The organism is Azospirillum sp. CT11-132, assembly GCF_047302835.1.
GTDB lineage: Bacteria > Pseudomonadota > Alphaproteobacteria > Azospirillales > Azospirillaceae > Azospirillum.
Genome location: NZ_JBGLZA010000008.1, coordinates 151,845 through 175,016 on the forward strand (window position 1 = coordinate 151,845; position 23,172 = coordinate 175,016).

Below are 23,172 nucleotides of genomic sequence, written 5' to 3' on the forward strand. Positions count from 1 at the left end.
AGAGATAGCTACCTCCCCTCCCCGCCCGCATTCGCCAGCCAATGCCCGATCGGCTTCTGCGGGTTGTCGGACGCCTCGCTCCAACCCGGCGGCACGCCCTGCATGTCGGGCAGGCGGTGGGCGATGCCCTTGTGGCAGTCGATGCAGGTGCGCTCCCCGGTGAACAGGTACTGTTCATGGATGCGTGCCGCCCGCGCCCCCTGCTTGGTGATGTCCATCGAATCGGCGCTGTGGCAGTTGCGGCATTCCAGCGAGTTGTTCGCCTTCAGCCGCGCCCACTCATGCTCGGCCAGTTCGCGGCGCTTCGCCAGAAACTTGTCGCGCGTGTCGATGGTGCCGAAGATCTTGCCCCAGACCTCCTTCGACGCCTGCATCTTGCGGGCGATCTTGTCGGTCCACTGATGCGGCACATGGCAGTCGGGGCAGGTCGCCCGCACGCCCGACCTGTTGGTGAAGTGGATGGTCTGCTTCATCTCCTCATAAGGGTTCGCCTGCATCTCGTGACAGCCGATGCAGAAGGCTTCCTTGTTGGTGGCCTCCAGCGCGGTGTTGAAGCCGCCCCAGAACATCACGCCGGCGATGAAGCCGCCCAGCGTCAGGAAGCCCAGGCTGAAGGTCCGGCTGGGACGGGAGAAGGTCTGCCACGCCTTTTTCAGCGACACCGGAACCCGCGGTTTCATCGGTGATCCCCCCGGTCCGACGGCCGGCTGACCAGACTGTCGAGATCCTTGAAGGTATTCGGGACGATGGGCTGGGCCGTGGTCTGCGGCACATGGCACTGCATGCAGAAATACCGCCGCGGCGACACGGCGCCCAGCGTCTGGCCCTCACGGTCGACGTAATGGGTGATGCTGACCATCGGCGCCTGCACCGCCTCGGTGAAGCGGCGGCTGTGGCAGGTCAGGCACTGGTTGTTGTTCAGCGTGATCTGGTAATCACGGACATTGTGCGGGATCACCGGCGGCTGCTCCGGGTAATTGCGGGCGACGCGGCGGTCGTCGGTGACGTCCGGCGGGATCGGCGGGGCAGGGTTCTGCTCGACGAAATTGACCGGCGGCCGGAACGGCGAGTCCAGGCGCAGCGCGGGCGTACTTTGCGCCGACAGAACCGCCGGCACGAGGAAGGGCAGGGCCGCCAGCGCGGCAAGGTGATGGGGTCGCATGGCTCAACTCCTCCCTCAGGCAGCGACGATCTTGACGGCGCACTTCTTGAAGTCGGTCTGCTTGCTGATCGGGTCGGTGGCGTCCAGCGTGCATTTGTTGATGAGCCGGGCGGAGTCGAACCACGGCACGAACACCACGCCGCGCGGCGGCTTGTTGCGCCCGCGCGTCTCCACCCGCGTCAGCATCTCGCCGCGGCGGGAGACCACCTTCACCTCCGATCCGCGGCGCAAGCCCCGCGCCTTGGCATCGTCGGGATGCATGAAGACCAGCGCCATCGGCATCGCCTTGTACAGCTCCGGCACCCGCATGGTCATCGACCCGCTGTGCCAATGCTCCAGCACGCGCCCCGTCACCAGCCACAGGTCGAAGTCATGGTCGGGTGCCTCCGCCGGCGGCTCGTAGGGGAAGGCGAAGACGTTGGCCTTGCCGTCCGGGTTGCCGTAGAACCGCACGTCCTCGCCCGCCTTGACGAAGGGGTCGTAGCCCTCGCGGTAGCGCCAGCGCGTCTCCTTGCCGTCCACCACCGGCCAGCGCAGGCCGCGCACCTGATGATAGGTGTCGAAGGGCGCCAGATCATGGCCGTGCCCGCGCCCGAAATCGGCATACTCCTCGAACAGCCCCTTCTGGACGTAGAAGCCGAAATGCTTGGCTTCGTCGTTGGCATAGTCCGGATCGACGTCCGACAGCGGGAAGCGGTCGACGGTGCCGTTGCGGTACAGCACGTCGAACAGCGTCTTGCCGTGGTATGACGGATTGGTGTCCAGCACCGCCGCCGGCCACACCTCATCCGTGGTGAAGCGCTTGGAGAACTCCATCAACTGCCACAGGTCCGACCGCGCCTCTCCCGGCGCGGTGACCAGCTGGTGCCAGAAATGGGTGCGGCGTTCGGCGTTGCCGTAGGCGCCTTCCTTCTCTACCCACATCGCCGCCGGCAGGATCAGGTCGGCGGCGGACGCGGTGACGGTGGGGTAGGCGTCCGACACCACGATGAAATTGTCCGGGTTGCGGTAACCGGGATAGGTCTCGTTGGCGCTGTTCGGTGCCGCCTGCAGGTTGTTGTTCACCATGATCCAGTAGGCGTTCAGCTTGCCGTCCTTCAGCATCCGGTCCATCAGCACGGCGTGATAGCCGATCTTGCCCGGCAGCAGGTCCTTCGGCAGCTTCCACGCCTCCTCCGCATGGGCACGGTGGGTCGGGTTGGTGACCTGCATGTCGGCAGGCAGCCGGTGGGCGAAGGTCCCGACCTCGCGCGCGGTGCCGCAGGCCGACGGCTGGCCGGTCAGCGAGAAGGGACCGTTCCCCGGCTGGGAGATTTTCCCGGTCAGCAGATGGATGTTGTAGACCATGTGATTGGCCCAGACGCCGCGGACATGCTGGTTGAACCCCATGGTCCACAGCGACATGACCTTGGTCTTCGGATCGGCATACAGCTCCGCCAGGGCCAGCAGCCGCTCCTTCGGCACTCCCGTCAGCTCAGCCGTGTAATCCGCCGTGTAGGTGCTGACGAACTTGGCGAAGGCGTCGAAATCGATGGGCTTGGAATCGGTCGGGTCCTTGGCGTTGGCCGCCCGCACCTCCAGCACATTCTCCGGCCGCAGCCCATAGCCGATGTCCTTCTGGCCGAGCCGGAAGTTGCAATGCTTCTCGACGAACTCCCTGTTCACCCGGTTGGTCTGGATGATGTGGTTGGCGATGAAGTTCAGGATCGCCAGATCGGTCCCCGGCGTGAAGATCATCGGGATGTCGGCCAGCTCGAAGCTCCGATGCTCGAAGGTGGACAGCACCGCCACTTTGACATGCTGGTGCGCCAGCCGGCGGTCGGTGACGCGGGTCCACAGGATGGGGTGCATCTCCGCCATGTTGGAGCCCCAGAGGACGAAGGCGTCGGCATTCTCGAAATCGTCGTAGCAGCCCATCGGCTCGTCCATGCCGAAGGTGCGGATGAAGGCGACGGCGGCCGACGCCATGCAGTGGCGGGCGTTCGGGTCTAGGTTGTTGGTGCGGAAGCCGGCGCGCATCAGCTTCGTCGCGGCATAGCCCTCCCAGATCGTCCACTGGCCGGAGCCGAACATGCCGACCGCCTCCGGCCCCTTCTCCTTCAGCACCCGCTTCCACTGGCGGGCCATCTCGTCGAAGGCGCGGTCCCACGACACCGGCTGGAACTCGCCCTCCTTATGATATTGCCCGTCGCGCATGCGCAGCAGCGGCTGGGTCAGCCGGTCCTCGCCATACATGATCTTCGACAGGAAATAACCCTTCACGCAGTTCAGGCCGCGGTTCACCTCCGCCTGCATGTCGCCGTGGGTGGCGACGACGCGGTTGTCCTTGGTCGCGACCATCACGCCGCATCCGGTGCCGCAGAACCGGCAGGGCGCCTTCGACCATTTCAGCGCCGTGTCCTCGCCCGCCACCAGCGAGCTTTGTGCGGCGGCCGGCAGGCTGATGCCCCCGGCGGCGGCAGCGGCGGCCACCGCCTGGGCCTTGATGAAGTCGCGACGGTCCAACATGGGCATCCCCCTTCTTCTTCTGGTGTTCGGATCCGGCTGGCAGGGCAGGGCAGGGCTAGCTCCCCTCGGCGGCCTCCACCTCCGCGCGGTCGATGTGCCCCCGGTCGATGTGGTGAAAGACCATGACGGCGGAGAACACGCCGTCCAGCAGGTGCAGCGCGGTCATGCGGTCGGCGATCCAGCCCTCATGCGGTCCCTCGACGGTGACCACCATCTTGCCGGCCTGTTCGATGTGGAGTTCGGTGCCGGGCAGGGTGGCGATGGCGGCGCGCACCATCGCCTGCCGGTCCGGCCGCACATGCAGCAGCAGCGAGGCGAGATGCCGTTCGGCGCTCGTCCCCAATCCCGTGATGTCATCGAACGGCATGGCTTGGGCTCCCGGTCTTGTGAGGGGCGGTCTGGTGGGTGAGGGTGACGGCGCCGGACGGGCAGGCGGCGACGCAGGCGCCACAACCGGTGCAGGCCGCGTCGTCGATGCAGGCATGGGCGGCCCCGCCGGCCGCCGGCTGGAAACGGATCGCCCCTTCCGGGCAGGCGTCCTGGCAACTCCGGCACACCACTCTCTGCACCGCAAGGCAGGATGGCGCGACGCTCGCCCGCAACGCCCAGGGCGGCACCGTCCGGTCGAAGATCGGCTCGGCGCAGGCATCGGCGCAGGCGCCGCAGAAGCTGCATTCCCCGCGCGTGAAATCGACCTCGGGATAGCCGCCGTCGCCGGGCCGCAGGATCGCCTCGGGACAGGCCGCGGCACAGGCGCCGCAGCGGGTGCAGAGTGCGGTAAAATAATCGGGACGGGACCAGGGGGGATGGATCGGCGCCGGCCCTGCCGCCGGCCGACCGCGCAGGAGGCCCCGCCTTCCCCGGTCTATGGATCGACCATCTAAGCCATCATCGGCCATAGGACGGTCCCTCCGTCAGACCGGCGGCGGACCGGGCGGACCCAGGATCATCTGCGACATCCAGACGATGAAGCCATAGCCGCCGACCACGGCGATCGACAGCACCGGCCAGATGAACACCGCCAGCAGCAGGAACATCGCGATCTCGCGCCGGCGGGTGCCCTGGTCAACCGGCGGGCGCGGGTCGGCAGAGGTGGAGGCATCGACATTGCGGGCTGGGCTGCCTTGCCGGGCTGCGCTCATGGGATGCGGCCTTCCGCTTTATCTCGGGCTGACCGTTCCAACCGCAAATTGCTGGAAACGTCTCGCAGCAGCCCACTGCCCCTAGGGAGTATGCCATCAGGCGAGTAATTCCCCATCCCCCCTTCACTTCTGGGGAGAAAGGAAGCCACACAGCCAGAGAGGGTATTTCCCTCACCAAATCACAACCCCAGTCGAGGGCTGTTGATCTGGCGCAATTCGTACGGCGATCCGCCGAACTCTTGACCTTGGTCAAGTCCTTACGCTCTGGCTGGGTATTTGATCCGCCGGAAACACCGAAGCCAATTGGCGAAAGCCGGAGGATGGCCGTCGTGAGGTTCACGCGTTTGCAACGTTGGGTGGGATCGGCACTTGTCGCCGTCCTTTTGCTGCTGACCGGCATTGCCGCGGCCGAGGCGGCCGAGAGCGGCCGGCTGCTGCCTTATCTGGCGAAGCTGCAGCCTTCCGATCTCGTCCCCGGTGCCGACCGCTTCGGCAAGCCCACCCCGAATGCCCCCACCGTCCCCGTCTACAAGGGCGACGCCGTGGTGGGCCACGCCTATCTGACGTCGGACTATGTCAACACCACCGGCTATTCGGGCCGGCCGATCGACGTGGTGGTCGGGCTGGCGGCGGACGGCACGGTGACCGGCGCCCGGCTGATGGACCATCACGAGCCCATCGTGCTGATCGGCATCCCGCCGGCCCGCATCAACGGCTTCATCAACGGCTATGTCGGCAAGAACGTGCTGCAGCTCGCCAGCCAGAGCGCCGCCAGCCCGCCGGTCGACATCGTGTCGGGTGCGACGGTGACCGTGATGGTCATCGGCGATTCCATCATCCGCTCCGGCAAGAAGGTGATGCAGTCGCTGGGGCAGGGCGGGACGGACGCGGAACCGGTCGTGACCAAGACCATCGACCTGTCGAAGACCGGGGTCGAGGACTGGGCGACCCTGATCGGCGACGGATCGGTGCGCCGGCTGACCCTGACGGTGGGGGAGGTGAATGCCGCCTTCGAGAAGACCGGCAAGGCGGAGGCCATCGCCCGCGCCGAGGCCGGCAGCCCCGACGAGACCTTCATCGACCTCTATGCCGCGCTGGTGACCATTCCCACCATCGGCCGCTCGCTGCTGGGCGATGCGGAGTACGAGACCCTGACCAAGCAGCTGAAGCCGGGCCAGCAGGCGATCCTGGTTGCGGGGCAGGGGCGCTATTCCTTCAAAGGCTCGGGCTATGTCCGCGGCGGCATCTTCGACCGCATCGAACTGGTGCAGCATGAGGGCTCCGTCCGCTTCCGCGACAAGATGCACAAGCGCCTGGGCAGCGTCGCCGCCGCCGGCGCCCCCGATTTCCCGGAAATCGGCCTGTTCGTCCTGCCGGAGAATGCGGAGTTCAACCCGGCCGACTCCTGGCGCCTGCAGCTGCTGGTCCAGCGCGCCATCGCGGCGCTCGACAAGGTGTTCGTCACCTTCGACCTCGGCTACCAGCCGCCCGACAAGTTCCTGAAGACCGAAAAGCCGGCCGCTCCGGCCCCGGCCCCGGCATCGGCCGCCGCACCGGCGTCCGCCCAATCCGCCAGCCACAGCGCCGCCATCCAGGCCGCCGGTGCGGCGGAGGCGGAGGAAGCCGCCGAAACGCCGCTGTGGCAGCGCATCTGGCAGAACCGGAAGGTCGATGTCGCCATCCTGTCCGTCGCCATCCTTCTGCTGACCGGCATCTTCTTCTTCCAGGACCAGCTGACCAAGCGTCCGGCGCTGTATGAGCGGGTGCGGACGGCCTATCTGGTCTTCACCCTGGTCTGGCTCGGCTGGTACGCCACGGCCCAGCTGTCGGTTGTCAACGTCCTGACCTTCGCCAACGCGCTGCGCACCGATTTCCGCTGGGACTATTTCATGATGGACCCGCTGGTGTTCATCCTGTGGTTCTCGGTGGCGGCGTCGCTGCTGTTCTGGGGCCGGGGCGCCTTCTGCGGCTGGCTCTGCCCGTTCGGCTCGCTGCAGGAACTGCTGTCGAAGGCGGCGAAGAAGATCGGCATCCGCCAGATCACCGTGCCCTTCGGCCTGCACCAGCGCCTGTGGCCGATCAAATACATCATCTTCCTGATGCTGTTCGCCCTGTCGCTGCAATCGCTGGGCACGGCGGAGAAGGCGGCGGAGATCGAGCCGTTCAAGACCGCCATCATCCTGCATTTCGTCCGCGACTGGTGGTTCGTCGCCTTCGCCGTGGCGCTGCTGGCGGCCGGCCTGTTCATCGAACGCTTCTTCTGCCGCTATCTCTGCCCGCTGGGCGCGGCGCTGGCGATCCCCGGCCGGCTGCGGATGTTCGACTGGCTGCGCCGCTACAAGGAATGCGGCAGCCCCTGCCAGCGTTGCGGCAACGAATGCCCGGTCCAGGCCATCCACCCCGACGGCTCGATCAACCCCAACGAATGCATCCAGTGCCTGCACTGCCAGATGCTCTACCACCACGACCACAAATGTCCGGTCATGATCCAGAAGCGGCAGAAGCGCGAGAAGTGGCAGGCCGCCGAGGCCCGGCTGGCGGCGGAAAAGGAAGCCGCGGCCGCGGCTGCGGCCCAGCCCGCCCCCGCCGGCGCCACCTCCCGCAGCACGGTGCCCACCGCCGATCCGGCCACCGGCCGGCTGACGATCCGGCCGCACCAGTCCTGACCGCCATCCCCTCATCCCCATAACGGGACCCGGTCGCAACGGGTCTCATGACAACCCCAAAAGCGGGGTCAGCGAAGGAGCAGACTATGTCGAGTGAGACCAACAACACGGCAGGCGTCAACCGCCGTGCTCTACTGGGCGGAACGGCGAAGGCCGCGGCGCTTGCCGGGCTGACCGGCGCGGTCGGCGGTGCGACCGCCGGCGGCATCGCGGGCAGCGCCCTGTTCGGTGCCACCGAAGCCCTGGCGGCCAACGCCCAGGCCGGCCACCTCAACGCCGAGGTGAAGCCGGGCGATCTCGACGAATATTACGCCTTCCATTCCGGCGGGCATTCGGGCGAAGTCCGCATCCTCGGCCTGCCGTCGATGCGCGAACTGATGCGCATTCCGGTGTTCAACCGCTGCTCCGCCACCGGCTGGGGCATGACCAACGAAAGCCGGAAGATCCTGACCGAGCACATGCTCCCGGAAACCAAGAAGTTCCTGGAGACGCGCGGCGGCATCTATCTGAACGGCGACGCCCACCACCCGCACATGTCCTTCACCGACGGCACCTATGACGGCCGTTACATCTTCATCAACGACAAGGCCAACACCCGTGTCGCGCGCATCCGCTGCGACATCATGAAGACCGACACCATCATCGAGATCCCGAACGCCGCCGCGATCCACGGTCTGCGTCCGCAGCGCTACCCGCGCACCGGCTATGTCTTCGCCAACGGCGAACAGCGCGTGCCGACCCCGAATGATGGCCGCGACCTGACCAACACGAAGGCCTACAAGTCGCACTTCACCGCCATCGACGGCGACACGATGAAGATCGCGTGGCAGGTCTGGGTCGACGGCAACCTCGACAACACCGACGCCGACTATCAGGGCAAATACGCCTTCTCCACCTGCTACGACTCCGAAGAGGGCGTCACCGCGGCGGAGATGACCAGCGCCGAGCAGGATTGGGTCGTCGTCTTCAACCTGAAGCGCATCGACGAGGCGGTGAAGTCCGGCAAGATCCCGTTGGTGAACGGCGTGCCGGTGGTCGACGGCCGCCACGGCAGCGCCTTCACCCGCTACATCCCGGTGCCCGCCAACCCGCACGGCATCAACGCCGCTCCGGACGGCATCCACGTCACCGTGAACGGCAAGCTGTCGCCGACCGTCACCGTGTTCGACGTGCGCCTGCTGGATGACCTGTTCAACGACAAGATCAAGCCGCGCGACGTCGTCGTCGCCGAGCCGCAGCTGGGCCTCGGGCCTCTCCACACCGCCTATGACGGCCGCGGCAACGCCTACACCACCCTGTTCCTCGACAGCCAGCTGGTGAAGTGGAACATCGACAAGGCGCGGCGTGCCTACAAGGGCGAGAAGGTCGACCCGATCGTCCAGAAGCTGGACGTCCAGTATCAGCCCGGCCACAACCACACCTCCATGGGCGAGACCAAGGAGGCCGACGGCAAGTGGCTGGTGTCGCTGAACAAGTTCTCCAAGGACCGCTTCCTCAACGTCGGCCCGCTGAAGCCGGAGAACGACCAGCTGATCGACATCTCCGGCGACGAGATGAAGCTGGTGCATGACGGCCCCACCTTCGCCGAGCCGCATGACACGCTGATCGTCCACCGCTCCAAGGTGAACCCGCGCTCGGTCTATGACCGCAACGACCCGATGTGGGAAGAGGCGCGCCAGCAGGCCAAGAAGGACGGCGTGGTGCTGGAGGATGACACCAAGGTCATCCGCGACGGCAAGAAGGTCCGCGTCTACATGTGGCAGCGTGCCCCGGCCTTCGGGCTGGAGGAGTTCACGGTCAAGCAGGGTGACGAGGTGACCGTCTATGTGACCAACATGGATGACATCGACGACCTGACCCACGGCTTCAGCATCACCAACTACGGCGTCTGCATGGAAGTCGGCCCGCAGGCGACCGCCTCGGTCACCTTCACCGCCGATCGTCCGGGCGTGCACTGGTACTATTGCCAGTGGTTCTGCCATGCTCTGCACATGGAAATGGCCGGCCGCATGATCGTCGAGCCGTCCTCCACCTGACCCGCGACGCTCCACCCGCCTCCACCCCTCCAGGGGCGGGGGCGGGCGGGGCACTCGTCACAGTTCCGAGAGCACCCCATGCGTCACCGCCTCTCCATCCTGCTCGGTGTCACACTTGCCCTGGTGACGGAACCGCTGGCCGCCGCCACGGTCACGGTGGCACCGGGCAGTTTGCAGGCGGCGCTGGCCTCGGCGGCTCCGGGGGATACGCTGGTGCTGGCCACCGGCGTTCATCCCGGGCCGCTGACGGTCCGCACCCCGGTCACCTTGACCGGCGAACCGGGCGCCGTCATCGACGGCAACGGCAAGGACAGCACGCTCACCGTGCTCGCTCCCGACGTCACCGTGCGGAACCTCGAGATCCGCAATTCCGGCCTCAGCCTGATCGACCAGAATTCCGGCATCTTCCTCGGCAAGGAGGCGCGCGGCGCCGTGGTCGAACACAACCGGCTGCGCGACAACCTGATCGGCGTCTATATCTGGGGCGCCGCCGACAGCCTGGTCCGCCGCAACGATATCGTCGGCCGCACCGACCTGCGCGTGTCGGAACGCGGCAACGGCATCCAACTGTGGAACGCGCCGGGCACCCGTGTGCTCGACAACAGCGTGCGCGAAGGGCGCGACGGGCTGTTCACCACCTCGTCCCGCAAGAACGTCTTCTCCGGCAACCGGTTCGAGCGTGTCCGGTTCGCCATCCATTACATGTACACGAACGATTCCGAGCTGACCGACAACGTCTCCATCGGGAACAATGTCGGCTATGCGGTGATGTTCTCCAACAACCTGCTGATCCGCAACAACCGCTCCAAGGCCGACCGCGAACATGGGCTGATGCTGAACAGCGCCAACGGCTCGCGCATCGAAGGCAACGTGATCGAAGGCAGCTTCGCCGGGGCGGTCTCCGACAGCGGCGAGGCGCTGCCCGACAACGACATCCCCCGCGACAGCGAGGCGATGAGCGACCGGTTGCGCAGCGGCACCTGGAAGTGCGTCTTCATCTACAACGCCAACAAGAACCGCTTCACCGGCAACCGGTTTGAGGGCTGCGAGATCGGCGTCCATTTCACCGCCGGGTCGGAGCGCAACAGCCTGACCGGCAACGCCTTCATCGGCAATCGCACCCAGGTCAAGTATGTCGGCACCCGTTACCTCGACTGGTCGGAGAATGGGCGCGGCAACTACTGGTCCGACAATGCCGCCTTCGACCTGAACGGCGACGGAATCTCCGACGAGCCCTATCGCCCCAACGACGTGGTCGACCGGGTGATGTGGGAGTATCCGGCGGCCAAGCTGCTGATGAACAGCCCCGGCGTCCAGGTGATCCGCTGGGCGCAGAAGCAGTTCCCGGCCCTGCATCCCGGCGGCGTGATCGACAGCGCGCCGCTGATGGCGCCACCCCCCATGCCCACCTCGCTACAAACCGCCGAAAGGAAACAGCCATGACCGACTTCACCGCAGAGGTGCAGGGCGTCACCAAGCGCTATGGCGAGACCGAGGCGGTGCGCGGCGTGGACCTGACGCTGGCGCCCGGCGAATGCGTGGCGATGGTCGGCCACAACGGCGCCGGCAAAAGCTCCCTCATCAAGCTGATGCTCGGCCTGACCACCCCGACGGAGGGCCGCATCCGCGTGCTGGGCGGTGACCCGGCCAGCGCCTCCTGCTCTCACATCCGCCGCCAGATCGGCTTCCTGCCGGAAAACGTCGCCTTCCACCCCAACATGACCGGGCGGGAGACGCTGGACTTCTACGCCCGGCTGAAGGGCGCCCCGCGCCGCGACAACGACGCGCTGTTCGAAAAGGTCGGGCTGGAGCCCGCCGCGATCAAGCGCCGCGTCTCGACCTATTCCAAGGGCATGCGCCAGCGCCTGGCACTGGCCCAGTCCCTGCTCGGCGGCCCGAAGCTGCTGTTCCTCGACGAACCGACCACCGGCCTCGACCCGGCGCTGCGCCAGAGCTTCTACGCCATCGTGGCGGAGCTGCGCGACCAGGGCACCACCATCCTGCTGTGCAGCCACGCCCTGACCGAACTGGAAGGGCAGGCCGACCGCGTCGTGGTGATGAACCGCGGCCGCAAGGTCGCCGACGGCTCGCTCGCCACCCTGCGCAGCCTCGCCCAGCTTCCGGTCCGCATCCGCCTGACCCTGCCGACCGACGACATCGACGCGCTGGCGGCCAGGGTGGGGGAGGGCGCCGCCCTGACCCGTCTGGCCGGCGGCGTGGTCGAACTGGCCTGCGCCAACGACGACAAGGTCGGTCTGGTCCGCCGCATCGCCTGCGAAGGCCCTGCTGTGGAGGACATCGAGATCGTCCAGCCCAGCCTCGACGAGATGTACGCCCATTTCCTGCGCCGGGAGGCCGCCGAATGAACACGCTGCTCATCATCGCCGGCAAGGAACTGCGCGAGGCCACCCGCAACCGCTGGGTCGTCGCCACCACCCTGCTGATGGCCGCACTGGCCCTGACGCTGAGCTTCCTCGGATCCGTCCCCACCGGCACGGTCGGCGTCGGCCCGGTCGAGGTCACCATCGTCAGCCTGTCGAGCCTGACCATCTTCCTCCTGCCGCTGATCGCGCTGCTGCTGTCCTTCGACGCCGTGGTGGGGGAGATCGACCGCGGCACCATGACCCTGCTGCTGTCCTACCCGGTGGCGCGCTGGCAGCTGCTGCTCGGCAAGTTTCTCGGCCATGCCGCGGTGATCGCGCTGGCGACCGTGGTCGGCTACGGCGCCGCCGGCGTGGCGCTCGCCATGGGCAACACCGCCATCGGTCCGGAAAGCTGGCGCGCCTTCGCCTCGATGATCGGGTCCAGCGTCATGCTGGGCGCCGCCTTCACCGCGCTCGGCTATCTCGCCTCCACCATCGTCCGCGACCGCGGCACGGCGGCCGGCATCGCCGTGGCGGTGTGGCTCGGCTTCGTCCTGCTCTACGACATGGCGCTGCTGGGCATCCTCGCCAGCGGCAGCGGCCTGGGGGTGGAGGCGCTGAACTGGCTGCTGCTCGCCAACCCGGCCGACGCCTACCGCCTGTTCAACCTCACCGGCTTCAAGGGCGTCAGCGCCTTCGCCGGCACTGCCGGCCTCGCCGCCCATGTCCAGCTGTCGGTCCCGCTTCTGCTGGCGGTGATGGCCGGCTGGATCGCCGCCCCGCTGGCGCTGGCCGCCGCCCTCTTTTCGAGGAAGCAGATCTGATGCGTACCCTCTCGATCCTCCGGGCCGCCCTCCTCGCCACCGCCCTGCTGCTGCCGCTCGCCGCCTGCAAGCAGGAGAAGGCGGAGATCGCTCCGCCGCCGCCGGTCACCCTGACCGCCGACGCCGTCGGCCATTACTGCGGCATGAACCTCGCCGACCATCCCGGTCCCAAGGGCCAGATCCTGGTGAAGGGAGAAGCGCGGCCGATCTGGCTGTCCTCCGTCCGCGACACCTTCGCCTTCACCATGCTGCCGGAGGAGCCGAAGGAGATCAGCGCGATCTATGTCACCGACGTGGCCAAGGCGACCGATCCCGCCGCCCCCGACATGACCGCCTGGGTCGAAGCGCGCCAAGCCTGGTACGTCCTCGGCAGCAAGCTCCGCGGTGGCATGGGCGACGCCGAACCCTATCCCTTCTCCGACAAATCGGCGGCCGAGCGCTTCGCCCAGGCCAACGGCGGCAAGGTCCTGCGCTTCGCCGACGTGCCCGAGGACCAGATCCTCGCCCCGCCCGCCGCCACCATGGCCGAGGGAGAGCATTGATGCAGACCGTCTTCACCCGTCCCCTGGCCAGACGCCGCTTCCTCGCCATCGGCGCCGTCGCCGCCGGCCTCTCGCTGTTGCCGCACCGCCTGCTGCGCGCTGAAGGAGTTCCCGTCCGCGTCTGGCGCGGCGTGGCGCTCGGCGCCGACGCCAGCCTGAGCATCGCCCATCCCGACCCGGCCGAAGCCGACCGCCTGATCGCGCTGAGCCTGGAGGAAGTCGCCCGTCTGGAGCGTGTCTTCAGCCTCTACCGCGCCGACTCCGCGTTGCGCCGCCTCAACCGCGACGGCGTGCTGGACTCGCCCCCCGCCGACCTCGTGCGGCTTCTCTCCGAGGCCGCCGCCGCCGCCCGCAACACCGGCGGCGCCTTCGATCCCACGGTGCAGCCGCTGTGGCAGCTCTATGCCGGCCATTTCGAGCGCCCGGACGCCGACCCCGCCGGCCCGCCGGAGGGCGCCGTCCGCGCCGCCCGCGCGCTGGTCGATGTCCGCGCCCTGCGGGTGGAGCCCGACCGCATCGCCTTCGCCGCCGGCGGCATGGCGGTGACCTTGAACGGCATCGCCCAGGGCTACATCACCGACCGCGTCACCGAACGGCTGAAGGCGGAAGGTCTGGAGCATGTGCTGGTCGACATGGGCGAGCTGCGCGCGCTGGGGCATCACCCCTCCGGCCGTCCCTGGACCGTCGGTCTGGCCGATCCCGGCAACCCGGACCGCACCACCGCCATGGTCGAACTGACCGACGGCGCGATGGCGACCTCGGGCGGCTACGGCACCCGTTTCGACACGGCGGGCCGTTTCACCCACCTGTTCGACCCGGCGAGCGGCACTTGCGCCGCCCAGTGGCTGGCGGTTACCGTGCAGGCACCGGACGCCACGACGGCCGACGCGCTGTCGACCGCGCTGTCGGTGGTGCCGGCGGATCGGGTTCCGGCCATCCTGGCCGCCTATCCCGGCGTCACCGCCCGCTTCACCCATCCCGACGGCCGCATCCTGCGGCTGCCGGCTTAAAGAGATCGGATCATCGTCATGGGAAGCTTCAGCCTGTTCCACTGGGCCATCGTGCTGCTGGTCGTCCTCCTGCTGTTCGGCGCCGGCAAGCTGCCGTCCGTGATGGGCGACTTCGCCAAGGGCATCAAGAGCTTCAAGGCCGGCCTGAAGGACGAGGACGAGGATCGCAAGCCGATCGCGTGATGGCATGTGATTGGGGAGTGGTAGGCTGACGATGCCCCCACCTAACCTCCCCCGCTGGGCGGGGGAGGGACTGCTGTTACTTTTCCGAACAAGCACTTGATCCCCTCCCCCGCCCAGCGGGGGAGGGTTAGGGTGGGGGTATAACTTCGCAGGATCTACCCCCCTCACGCCACCCGCAGCGCCCCCGCGGTGTCGTGGTAGAACCCGTTCACCAGCGGCGCGTCGATCAGCCCGCCCAGTTCGGCGGCGACCTCCGCCCCGTCGCGCTGCCCATCCAGCACCGCCCGGAACGCCTCGGCGACGCGCACCATGTCCATCGCCTGCGGCGACAGGCGGAAGCGCGAAACCCCCATCTCCACCAACTCATTCATCTCCGCCGCCAGGCACAAACAGCCGTGCGACATCGTCTGCGTCCCGTTGACGGTCAGGAAGGGCTGGCCGTCCATCGTCGTCACCGGCATGCCGTCCGGGTCGTTGCCGCAGACGAACTGGCAGCCGTCCTTGTGCAGCCCGTGGGCGCGCGCGTGATAGCAGCGGGCCGAGATGGCGAGCGGCGCCCGTCCCCAGACCTGCACCTCGGTCTCCACCCCCAGTTCCCGGCCGGCCTTGGCCAGCACCGCGACGGTGGCCGCCGGCAGTTCCGCCGGCAGCGACACCGCCACCGCGCCGCGCTCGGCCATCCAGCCCAGTGTCGCCTCGTTGTAGACGTTGATCGTCGGCCCGACCGCATGGGGCCGCCCGGCCAGCAGGGCCAGCGCCCCCATGTCGTTCGCCTCGATCAGGCCGCCGTCGGGCAGCCCGGCATCGGACTCCACCAGATCGCGCATCGCCGCCCGTTCGCGCTCGCTGCCGACCAGGATCGGGCTGGCGAGCCACACCGTCTTGCCGGCGGCGCTCAGCCGTTCGATCACGTCCCCCATCGCCTCGGCGAAGAAGGGCGCCCGCTTGAAGCAGACGATCTCGCCGACGATCACCGTGTCCACCGGCGCCTCGTCGGCGATGCGGGCGTAGAAGTCGCGCCAGCGGTCGACCGGCCAGTTGAACAGCACCGGCCCCAAAGTGAGTGACGCAGTCATTCCGTAAAACTCCTCACCGCCATCCGCGGGTATAGGCACCGGTGGTCTGGGTCCCGCCCTCGACCATCGCCTGCAGATCGATGTGCGACACCGGCCGCCCGGCGGCGAAACTCTCCAGCGCCTCGCGATAGGCACGCACCACCGCGGCGATATAGGCCTTGCCGCGCTGCCGTCCCTCGATCTTCAGCGCCCGCACGCCGGCCGCCTTCAGTTCCGGCAGCAGGTCCATCGCGTTCAGGCTGGTCGGCTCCTCGAACAGATAGGCCGGCCCCTCCCCGGCGCCGTCACCAGCGACGAAGCGGCCCTTGCACAGCGTCGGATAGCCGGCCTGCTCGCCCTCGCCGAACACGTTGATGGTGAAGCCGCCCAGCGTGGAGGCCAGCGCGCCGCCCCGCTGCTCGTAGCGGACATGGTTGGCCGGCGAACAGACGCCCTGCTTGTTGGGCGACAGGCCGGTGGCGTAGGAGGACAGCGAACAGCGCCCCTCCGCCATCGGGCAGAGCCCGCCGAAGACGAACACCTCGGTCTCGATGTCGATCTCGGCGTTCAGCTTGGCGATTTCCGGCACCGTCAGCACGCGCGGCAGCACGACGCGCCGCACGCCGAAGGCATCGCGGTACAGCCGGATCGCCTCGACATTGGCGGCCGACGCCTGGACCGACAGGTGCAGCCGCAGGTCGGGATGCCGCTTGGCGGCATAGGCCAGCAGCCCCGGATCGGCCAGGATGACGGCATCCACCTTCAACCGCGCCGCATCGTCCACCGCCTTCTGCCAGGGGCCGAGATTGCCCGCCTGCGGATAGGTGTTGATGGCGACATAGACCTCGACGCGGCGCGCATGGGCGTAATCCACCGCGTCGGCGACATCCTGCCGGGTGAAGTTCAGCCCCGGAAAATTGCGGGCGTTGGTTTCGTCCCGGAAGCCGAGATAGACGGCATCGGCCCCGGCATCGACGGCGGCGCGCAGCGCGGCCGGCGTCCCCGCCGGGCAGATCAGCTCGAAATTGTCCATGATTCCTTAGGCCCTCGTGCCCGGCAGCACCCCGGTGATGCGCGCCTCCACCCGCTCGATCCCCCGCCGCAACGGCGGCGGCAGCAGCCGGTGCGCCGCCTCGATCCGGTCCAGCACCGGCCCGGCATTGCGCCGCAGCACCGGCAGGGCGCGGGCCAGCGGCCCGGCGATGGAGGCGGCGTCGGCCACCAGATCCATCTCCTCCTCGCCATCCAGCGTGTTGCGCAATGCCAGGATCAGCGCGGTGTCGCCGGAAATGCTCAGCTCGCGCCGGAAGAACAGCGCATCGCCGTCGATCCGCCCCTCCAGCAGGTCGAGCAGCCGGGCATAAGGCCCCCGGACCACCGCGTCGGCCCCCGTCTCGTCCACACCGTCAACCCCACGGGGCAGGGCATGCAGCGACAGATCATGCCCGACACGCATCAGCAGGGCGACCGGCGCGTCCACCGGCTCGATCAGCACGCGGGCGTCCGGCATCTCGCGCAGCGCCTCGAAGGCACGCGGATGCCGCTCGGCCAGCAGCCGCAGCAGCCGGGCGAGCAGCGCATCGCTGGCCCGCCGCCCCAGCTTGGGCACCAGCCCCAGCCCGGCCCGGCTCAACCCGGTCTCGAACCGGCGGGCGCGCTCGTGGAAGGCAGGGGCATCGGAGGCGAAAACATTCGGTGCGACATCGGGATCGCGCATGGGCGGCTTCCCTCCTCATCGGTCATTCCGCCGCCCATGAAAGCCGGTAACCGCCTGACGTCATTGACCTCGGTCAAGTTCAAGCTTGAAAGGTTCCGCCGTCAGGCCGCACTCGCCAGCCCGGCGCGGTCGATCAGGTCGTACAGCTCGCGGTCCTCGCGGCCGATGCGGTGTTTCAGCGCGGCGACCACCTCCCGCGTCTCGCGGATGAAGGCGGCCGGGTCCTTGGCGACGGCGACCGGGCCGGGCCAGCGCGTGCGGTACTGGTCGAACCGCCCCCGCAGATCGCCCATTTCGGTCTGGAACCGCGCCGCCGTGCTGCGCAGCGCGGCATCCGGATGGGCCAGCAGCCGGGGATAGAGCGCGCTGTCCTCCAGCGACAGATGGACGGCGAAGGTGCCGAACAGCTCCCGCACCGCGGCGATCAGCGCCGCCGGATCCGCCTCCACGGTGCGCGAGGCGAGCAGCGCTTCGATGCGCCCGACCAACTGGCCGACATTGGCATGATGATCGCGGTAGAGCGCGGTGCTGACGGTGACTTTGGACATGATGCTGTCTCCAACCGGGGCCGCCCTTGATTGGGCCGCGTTGAAGCCAGCATGCCGACGGGCGGCCGCGGCATCGTTGCGCCACCGCAAACAACTCCTATTCGCACTACTGTCAGTAATTGGCCCACAGGCCCGGCGTCACGAGTTCCACGAGATGACCGTCCGGATCACGGAAGTAAATGCTGCGCGCGCCCTTGCGCCAGGACACGGTGCTTTCGACCGCAATGCCGTGTTCGGCGAGTTTCGCCAGCCAGCCCTCCAGCTGATCGGCTGAAATGGCAAAGGCATAATGGATCTTTCCACCCCCGCCATGGGGAGGAATCGTCCCGCCGGGCGTTTCGAGGGGCCGGTCTGTCGACCCCTTCTGAAACAACAGCAAGACGCTGTTCGGCCCCACCGGATAGGCGGCAAGCCGGTTGTCCATGAACATCGCCTGCAGGCCCATGACGTCTTCATAGAAGGCGCGGGCGTTCGCAAGGTCATCCACATAAAGGCCGGTCTCAAGCACACCGTTTAGAACTGGTGCGGTATCCACAGTAAAAATCCCTCGTTTTTAAGGAAATTCCTTATTGAGGGAGGAATTTTACTGCGACCGCGTCGGTTGCTCAAGGAATGATCCGGACTGAACCCGACTGTGGCCCCACTCACAGCGCCGGACTACGGATGCGCCCAGGATCGCTCCAACGCCGCAAACCACCCCCGGTCGGATGGACGGCGCCGAACCTCGCCGGACGGAGCGATCCCATGACCATCCTGTGCATCACCGCCGCCACGTCGATCCTGAGCCTGGGTCTGCTGGTCGGGTGCGATCTCTGCTTCGAACTGACATCGGACATCGCCGGAACAAGGACCGCCCCATCCAACCGCCGGCGGTCCGGCGAAGACATCATGGGATAGGCTCCGCCGCAGCAATCAATCCGCCGCCGGCAGACCCGTCCGATCCACTTACGGCTGGCCGCTGCCGCCCGCCGCGCCATAGACATGGCCGGTGGTGAAGCTGGCATCCTCCGCCGCAAGCTGGACATAGATGCTGGCAAGCTCCGCCGGCTGGCCCGGACGGCCGAACGGGGTCTGGCTGCCGAACTGCTTCAGCTTCTCCTGGCTGGCGCCGCCGCTGACCTGCAAGGGGGTCCAGATCGGGCCGGGAGCCACGCCGTTGACGCGGATGCCCTTGTCGGCCAGCTGCTTGGCCAGCGACTTCACGTAATTCATCGTCGCCGCCTTGGTCTGGGCATAGGCATACAAATCCGGCGTCGGGTCATAGGCCTGTTCCGACGTGGTGCCGATGATGACCGACCCCGGCTTCAGGTGGGGCAGGGCGGCCTTGATGATCCAGAAGGGGGCGTAGATGTTGGTCTTCATCGTCGCGTCGAATTCCTCGCTGCTGACGTCGAGGATCGACGGGAACGCCTGCTGCCGCGCGGCGTTGCAGACGACGATGTCGAGCCCGCCAAGCCCCGCGACCGCATCGGCCACCAGCTTTTGGCAGAAGCCCTCGTCGCGCAGGTCGCCGGGAATCGCCACCGCCTTGCGGCCGGCCTTCTCGATCAGCGCGACGACCTCACGGGCGTCCGGCTCTTCGGTCGGGAAATAGTTGATGGCGACGTCGGCGCCCTCGCGGGCATAGGCGATGGCGGCGGCCCGGCCCATGCCGGAATCGCCGCCGGTGATCAGCGCCTTGCGCCCGGCCAACCGGCCGGAGCCCTTGTAGCTGGTCTCGCCATGGTCGGGCGGCGGATCCATGTCGCGGGCCAGCCCCGGCCAGGGCTGCGACTGGCCGTTGAAGGGCGGGCGCGGGTATTTGCTGCGGGGGTCCTGCGGCGTGACGGTGTCGTCCTTGCGGTCCATACCTGTCTCCTGATTCGGCACTCTGTGTGCGACGCGGCGAAGCGCCCCACACAGAACCGGTCGGAACAGGAATGGTTGCCGCAACCCTGACCGTCAGCCAAACGGGGTCCTCAGCCGCACATGCCGCCGCAGCAGGAGCCGTTGCGCCGGGCCAGCAGCCGCTCATACGCGATGCTGACCACGCCGGCCGGCGGGATCACGCCCTGCAGCAGCGACAGCACGTCGGCCTCCAGCGTGCCCGGCGGGATGTCCGTCACCTCGCAGACCGAGGCGCCGCTGCCGTCCGGCCCCAGCCGGGCATCCGCCGCCGTGACCGCCACATCGCCGTTGCGGTCGATGCACACGCGCAGGCTGGTCGCCACCGCGCCTTCGGGCCGGGAGATGCGGACCTGCCAGACCTCGGGACCCTGCTGCAGATACTCCCAGGCGAAGCCGGCGCCGAACAGGCTCAGCAGCTGGTGGTGCAGCGGACGCGGGTCATGGTCGTTGACCAGCGAGAAACCGTCGCCGGGCGTCAGGTCCTGTACCGACTGGAAGATCAGCTGGTGGCGCTGATAGGGCGGGATGGCGCGGAGATCGAGAACCGGTTCGGCCTGGGCGGTGGCGTGGGAGTTGGTGGTCGGCATCGTCGTCCGTCTGGTCTGTGGGGGAGCGGCAGGATCGCCATGCCCCCCTGTACTCCGGATCACCGCCCCCTTCTTTGCTCCAGCACAAACGCCGGAGAGGGTGGGGCGCTCAGCCGGCCATCGCCCCTGCCAATGCGGAGGCGAAAGCCCGGTCCTCCTCGACCGACAGCAGGGCGTCGGTGGCCGGCACCAGCGTCGTCTCCTCCTTCTGGATGTGCAGGACCAGGGCGCGGACGAGTTCCTCGCCGAAGCTGCGAAAGACCGGCCAGCTGTCCCAATCGAACCCCTCCCGCAGAGCCAGCGCGCAGAAGCGGCCCAGCCGCCGGATGATCGGGCGCATGTGCTCGTGGTCGTCCAGCAGGTCGGCCGTCCACTCATGCCCGCCCGCCAGGGCCAGCGCCGGGAACAGCGCCTCCTCCGCCGCGAAATGGTTCTCCAGCGGGCCGTCCAGCTCCGCGGCCAGGGCGGCGACGGTGTCGCGTTCCTCCGCCGTCAGCACCGGCAGGCTGTCCTCGCCATGGCGGCCGAACAGGGCTTCCAGCCGGTCCAGCAGCTCCATCACGCGGTGATGGTCGTCATGCAGGATGCGTCCGGTCAGGCTGTCGGTGTGCATCACCGGGTCTCCGTAGAATGGGCCTCGATCGAATGGCCGGGCCGCCCGTCCGCGGCGGCAAGATCGGCCAGAAAAGCGTCAAGCTCCAGCCCATAGGCCTCGGCCGCCTCGCGCACCGTCATGAAGGGCGCCATGGCGCAGCCGGGGCAGGCGAGTCCATGGCGAAGCAGCACCGGCACCACCGCCGGCCGCGCGCTCATCAGCTCGGCCATCGTCAGATCGGCGAGCTTCATATCGGCAAGCGCCATATCGGCGACCGTCATTTCCGCATGCTCCGGCACAGGGGGACAGGCCGCCACCATAGCCACCACACCGCAAGTGATCTTTGCGCCACAGCAACCCTGCCGGAGATCACTCCCGCCCAGGCACCGGAGGCTTCACCGGCGGCAGATCCTCGGCGATGACGACCAGCGCGTGGGGCTTGCGGATCACCACCTGCTGCCGGCCGCTCTCGACGATGCCCTGGCTTTCCCAGGCCGACAGGGTGCGGCTGACCGTGTGCAGCGTCGTCCCCGTCATCTCCGCCACATCCTGGCGCGACAGCGGAAAGTCGATCTCCACCCCCGCCTCGACCCGCCGCCCGGCCTGCCGCACCAGCCGCAGCAGGGCATGGGCGATGCGGCGCTCCACCCGCTCCGTCGCCACCTCGCGCAGGCGGTTCTGCAACTCACGCAGCCGGCCGCCGATGATCGACAGCGCGTTGCGGGCGATGGCGGGATGGCGGTCCATCAGCTCGGTCATCGTCGCCGCCGGCCAGGACAGCTCGACGCAATCGGCCACCGCCACCGCATCGGCCGGATAGAGCCCGTCGGTGAAGATCGCCAGCGTCCCGAACATCTCGCCGGGGCCGATGAAGCGCATCACCACCTGCTGCCCGTCGGGGCCGGTCTGCACGATCTTCACCCGCCCGTCGATCAGCGCATGGCCGGCCGCCGCCGGCTCCCCCTGGGTGAAGACGGCGGTGCCGCGGGGATGTAGCCGGGGCCGCGCCAGCGCTACCGCGTCGGCCAGCGCACCGGCGTCGAGGCCGGCGAACAGCGGCATGCTGCGCAGAACGGCGGGATCGGGGGGCGGGGGCATGGCGGTCGTCCTGGCTCGCTGTGCGTGATCTGTATCCATTCGTGCACGACTTTGTTGCGGCTCAAAGCGCGAAATCCCGGCCGCCGCCAGAATGACGCGCTACACCACTGCCTGACAGCACCGCCTGACAGCACCATCGAAAGCCCCCACACCATGCCCGCTCCCGTCACCAGCGCCCACCGGCTGATGTATCCGGCCGCGTCCCTCTTCGCCGCGCTGGCCGTTCCGCTGTGGCTGGCGCAGATCGGCGGCCTGCTGCCGCTGGGCTGGTCCCCGGCGATCCATGCCCACGAGATGACGCTGGGCTATGCGCTGGCGGTGGTCGGGGGCTTCCTGATGACCCGGCTGTCGCGCCCGATGCTGGCGGCGGCATTCCTGTCCTGGCTCGCCGGACGGCTGGCGCTGCTGGCCGGACTGCCGGCGGCGCTGGCCCTGCCGCTCGCCTTCGCCTATCCCGTTCTGCTGTTCATTGTCGCCGGCCTGCCGTTCCTGCGCACCAGCCGCAGCGGCCACAACGCGGTGTTCGGCCCGCTGATCGGAGCTTTCCTGCTTGCCGAAGCACTGTTCTGGGCGTCGCAACTGGGCCTCGTCCAAGGCGTCGGCCAGCCGGTCGGCCTGCTGCTGATCGCCACGCTGCTGCTGACCATGGGCGGGCGCGTCATCCCCGCCGCGACCGCCGGCGCCCTGCGCCGCCAGGGGATCACCCTGACGCAGCGAGTCCAACCGAGGCTGGAGGCGATGGGCATCGCCGGCGCCGCCCTCTGCCTGCTGTCGAACGCCACCGGCCTGCTGCCGCTGCTGGGTGGCGCCGGCGCCGCACTGGCGGGGACGAGCGCGCTCCTCCGCCTCGCCCGCTGGAAGCCCCATCGCCTGCTGCGCCAGCCGGAGATCGCCAGCCTGCATCTGGGCTATCTCTGCCTCGGCGCCGGCTGGCTCCTGGTGGCTGGCGCGGCGCTGTTCGAACTGCCGCCCGCCGCCGGCTGGCACCTGCTGGGGATCGGCGCGCTCGGCATCCTCGCCAGCGCCATGACCATCCGCACCACCCTGCAGCGGGAGGCGGAGCCGGATCGTTTTCCCCCCGCCGCCACCGTCGCCGTCGCGCTGATGGCCAGCGCCGCCGCTCTCCGCGTGGCGGCGGTCTGGATACCGTCGATGCCCCTGCTGACCGCCGCGGCGACCGCCTGGACGCTGGCCCAGCTTCTAACGGCGGGCGTGCTGCTCAGCCGTCCCAGACGGGCAAGACGATGAC

General features: G+C 68.3%; 26 protein-coding genes. 10 read left to right on the forward strand and 16 right to left on the reverse strand.

All coding sequences use genetic code 11. The features are described from left to right. Window positions 1-8 precede the first annotated feature (8 nt). From ACCD06_RS29345 to napE, 6 genes are read right to left on the reverse strand one after another with little or no spacing between them, the layout of a single operon-like run. Window positions 9-680 carry a cytochrome c3 family protein gene (locus tag ACCD06_RS29345; RefSeq protein ID WP_085082805.1) on the reverse strand — a complete coding sequence of 224 codons (672 nt, stop codon included), beginning with the start codon at window positions 678-680 and terminating at the stop codon, window positions 9-11. Then, window positions 677-1,162 carry a nitrate reductase cytochrome c-type subunit gene (locus ACCD06_RS29350; RefSeq protein ID WP_136701637.1) on the reverse strand — a complete coding sequence of 162 codons (486 nt, stop codon included), beginning with the start codon at window positions 1,160-1,162 and terminating at the stop codon, window positions 677-679. Before ACCD06_RS29350 ends, ACCD06_RS29345 begins: the two co-directional genes overlap by 4 nt. A gap of 15 nt (window positions 1,163-1,177) precedes the next feature. Continuing rightward, on the reverse strand, window positions 1,178-3,670 hold the full coding sequence (napA, locus tag ACCD06_RS29355) for a periplasmic nitrate reductase subunit alpha (protein WP_413346209.1): 2,493 nt from the start codon (window positions 3,668-3,670) through the stop codon (window positions 1,178-1,180). Between the two features lie 55 nt (window positions 3,671-3,725). Next, a complete protein-coding gene (locus ACCD06_RS29360) occupies window positions 3,726-4,037 on the reverse strand; it encodes a chaperone NapD (RefSeq protein ID WP_136701636.1) in 312 nt (103 codons plus the stop codon). Next, window positions 4,024-4,569 carry a ferredoxin-type protein NapF gene (napF, locus tag ACCD06_RS29365; protein ID WP_413345492.1) on the reverse strand — a complete coding sequence of 182 codons (546 nt, stop codon included), beginning with the start codon at window positions 4,567-4,569 and terminating at the stop codon, window positions 4,024-4,026. The genes ACCD06_RS29360 and napF overlap by 14 nt, the downstream gene beginning before the upstream one ends. Window positions 4,570-4,584: 15 nt before the next feature. Beyond that, window positions 4,585-4,812 carry a periplasmic nitrate reductase, NapE protein gene (gene napE, locus ACCD06_RS29370; RefSeq protein WP_085082816.1) on the reverse strand — a complete coding sequence of 76 codons (228 nt, stop codon included), beginning with the start codon at window positions 4,810-4,812 and terminating at the stop codon, window positions 4,585-4,587. A gap of 320 nt (window positions 4,813-5,132) precedes the next feature. Between napE and ACCD06_RS29375 the strand changes: the two genes are divergently transcribed. The 8 genes from ACCD06_RS29375 (at window position 5,133) to ACCD06_RS29410 (ending at window position 14,436) form a co-directional block, all read left to right on the forward strand. Continuing rightward, the gene (locus tag ACCD06_RS29375; RefSeq protein ID WP_413345495.1) at window positions 5,133-7,478 is read left to right on the forward strand and encodes a 4Fe-4S binding protein; all 2,346 of its coding nucleotides are present in this window, start codon (window positions 5,133-5,135) and stop codon (window positions 7,476-7,478) included. An 86-nt stretch (window positions 7,479-7,564) separates the two neighbouring features. After that, the gene (nosZ, locus tag ACCD06_RS29380) at window positions 7,565-9,514 is read left to right on the forward strand and encodes a TAT-dependent nitrous-oxide reductase (RefSeq protein ID WP_413345497.1); all 1,950 of its coding nucleotides are present in this window, start codon (window positions 7,565-7,567) and stop codon (window positions 9,512-9,514) included. A gap of 78 nt (window positions 9,515-9,592) precedes the next feature. Beyond that, the gene (locus tag ACCD06_RS29385) at window positions 9,593-10,957 is read left to right on the forward strand and encodes a nitrous oxide reductase family maturation protein NosD (RefSeq protein ID WP_413345499.1); all 1,365 of its coding nucleotides are present in this window, start codon (window positions 9,593-9,595) and stop codon (window positions 10,955-10,957) included. Further along, complete coding sequence (locus tag ACCD06_RS29390; RefSeq protein WP_413345501.1) at window positions 10,954-11,880, forward strand: ABC transporter ATP-binding protein; 927 nt, start codon at window positions 10,954-10,956, stop codon at window positions 11,878-11,880. Before ACCD06_RS29385 ends, ACCD06_RS29390 begins: the two co-directional genes overlap by 4 nt. Beyond that, on the forward strand, window positions 11,877-12,701 hold the full coding sequence (locus ACCD06_RS29395; protein ID WP_413345503.1) for an ABC transporter permease: 825 nt from the start codon (window positions 11,877-11,879) through the stop codon (window positions 12,699-12,701). The genes ACCD06_RS29390 and ACCD06_RS29395 overlap by 4 nt, the downstream gene beginning before the upstream one ends. Then, complete coding sequence (locus ACCD06_RS29400; RefSeq protein ID WP_413345505.1) at window positions 12,701-13,243, forward strand: nitrous oxide reductase accessory protein NosL; 543 nt, start codon at window positions 12,701-12,703, stop codon at window positions 13,241-13,243. The genes ACCD06_RS29395 and ACCD06_RS29400 overlap by 1 nt, the downstream gene beginning before the upstream one ends. Then, window positions 13,243-14,253, forward strand: coding sequence for an FAD:protein FMN transferase (locus tag ACCD06_RS29405; RefSeq protein WP_413345507.1), 1,011 nt, complete (start codon window positions 13,243-13,245; stop codon window positions 14,251-14,253). Before ACCD06_RS29400 ends, ACCD06_RS29405 begins: the two co-directional genes overlap by 1 nt. Before the next feature lie 18 nt (window positions 14,254-14,271). Then, on the forward strand, window positions 14,272-14,436 hold the full coding sequence (locus ACCD06_RS29410; RefSeq protein WP_085082832.1) for a twin-arginine translocase TatA/TatE family subunit: 165 nt from the start codon (window positions 14,272-14,274) through the stop codon (window positions 14,434-14,436). A gap of 164 nt (window positions 14,437-14,600) precedes the next feature. Here ACCD06_RS29410 and ubiV read toward each other — a convergent pair whose 3' ends face one another. From ubiV to ACCD06_RS29435, 5 genes are all read right to left on the reverse strand, one after another. After that, window positions 14,601-15,512 (reverse strand): ubiquinone anaerobic biosynthesis protein UbiV, encoded by a 912-nt coding sequence (ubiV, locus tag ACCD06_RS29415; protein WP_413345509.1) that lies wholly within the window; start codon window positions 15,510-15,512, stop codon window positions 14,601-14,603. Between the two features lie 13 nt (window positions 15,513-15,525). Further along, window positions 15,526-16,524 (reverse strand): ubiquinone anaerobic biosynthesis protein UbiU, encoded by a 999-nt coding sequence (ubiU, locus tag ACCD06_RS29420; protein ID WP_085082836.1) that lies wholly within the window; start codon window positions 16,522-16,524, stop codon window positions 15,526-15,528. A 6-nt stretch (window positions 16,525-16,530) separates the two neighbouring features. Further along, a complete protein-coding gene (gene ubiT, locus ACCD06_RS29425) occupies window positions 16,531-17,208 on the reverse strand; it encodes a ubiquinone anaerobic biosynthesis accessory factor UbiT (protein ID WP_413345511.1) in 678 nt (225 codons plus the stop codon). Between the two features lie 101 nt (window positions 17,209-17,309). After that, window positions 17,310-17,756: a hemerythrin domain-containing protein gene (locus ACCD06_RS29430; protein WP_085082840.1), complete on the reverse strand. Its 447-nt coding sequence runs from the start codon at window positions 17,754-17,756 to the stop codon at window positions 17,310-17,312. A 112-nt stretch (window positions 17,757-17,868) separates the two neighbouring features. Then, the gene (locus ACCD06_RS29435; protein ID WP_413345513.1) at window positions 17,869-18,291 is read right to left on the reverse strand and encodes a VOC family protein; all 423 of its coding nucleotides are present in this window, start codon (window positions 18,289-18,291) and stop codon (window positions 17,869-17,871) included. Window positions 18,292-18,500: 209 nt separating this feature from the next. Here ACCD06_RS29435 and ACCD06_RS29440 point away from each other — a divergent pair, with 209 nt between their 5' ends. After that, window positions 18,501-18,653, forward strand: coding sequence for a hypothetical protein (locus ACCD06_RS29440; RefSeq protein ID WP_413345515.1), 153 nt, complete (start codon window positions 18,501-18,503; stop codon window positions 18,651-18,653). A gap of 48 nt (window positions 18,654-18,701) precedes the next feature. On the opposite strand, the gene ACCD06_RS29445 is transcribed toward ACCD06_RS29440, so the two are convergent. From ACCD06_RS29445 to ACCD06_RS29465, 5 genes are all read right to left on the reverse strand, one after another. Next, on the reverse strand, window positions 18,702-19,604 hold the full coding sequence (locus tag ACCD06_RS29445; protein WP_413345517.1) for an SDR family oxidoreductase: 903 nt from the start codon (window positions 19,602-19,604) through the stop codon (window positions 18,702-18,704). Between the two features lie 110 nt (window positions 19,605-19,714). After that, on the reverse strand, window positions 19,715-20,230 hold the full coding sequence (locus ACCD06_RS29450) for a DUF2249 domain-containing protein (protein ID WP_085082844.1): 516 nt from the start codon (window positions 20,228-20,230) through the stop codon (window positions 19,715-19,717). A gap of 109 nt (window positions 20,231-20,339) precedes the next feature. Then, the gene (locus tag ACCD06_RS29455) at window positions 20,340-20,843 is read right to left on the reverse strand and encodes a hemerythrin domain-containing protein (RefSeq protein ID WP_413345519.1); all 504 of its coding nucleotides are present in this window, start codon (window positions 20,841-20,843) and stop codon (window positions 20,340-20,342) included. Continuing rightward, complete coding sequence (locus ACCD06_RS29460; RefSeq protein WP_136701625.1) at window positions 20,843-21,106, reverse strand: DUF1858 domain-containing protein; 264 nt, start codon at window positions 21,104-21,106, stop codon at window positions 20,843-20,845. The genes ACCD06_RS29455 and ACCD06_RS29460 overlap by 1 nt, the downstream gene beginning before the upstream one ends. Before the next feature lie 88 nt (window positions 21,107-21,194). Further along, complete coding sequence (locus tag ACCD06_RS29465) at window positions 21,195-21,923, reverse strand: Crp/Fnr family transcriptional regulator (protein WP_413345522.1); 729 nt, start codon at window positions 21,921-21,923, stop codon at window positions 21,195-21,197. A 153-nt stretch (window positions 21,924-22,076) separates the two neighbouring features. On the opposite strand from ACCD06_RS29465, the gene ACCD06_RS29470 reads away from it, so the two are divergent. Next, complete coding sequence (locus ACCD06_RS29470) at window positions 22,077-23,171, forward strand: NnrS family protein (RefSeq protein WP_413345524.1); 1,095 nt, start codon at window positions 22,077-22,079, stop codon at window positions 23,169-23,171. Window position 23,172 lies beyond the last annotated feature (1 nt).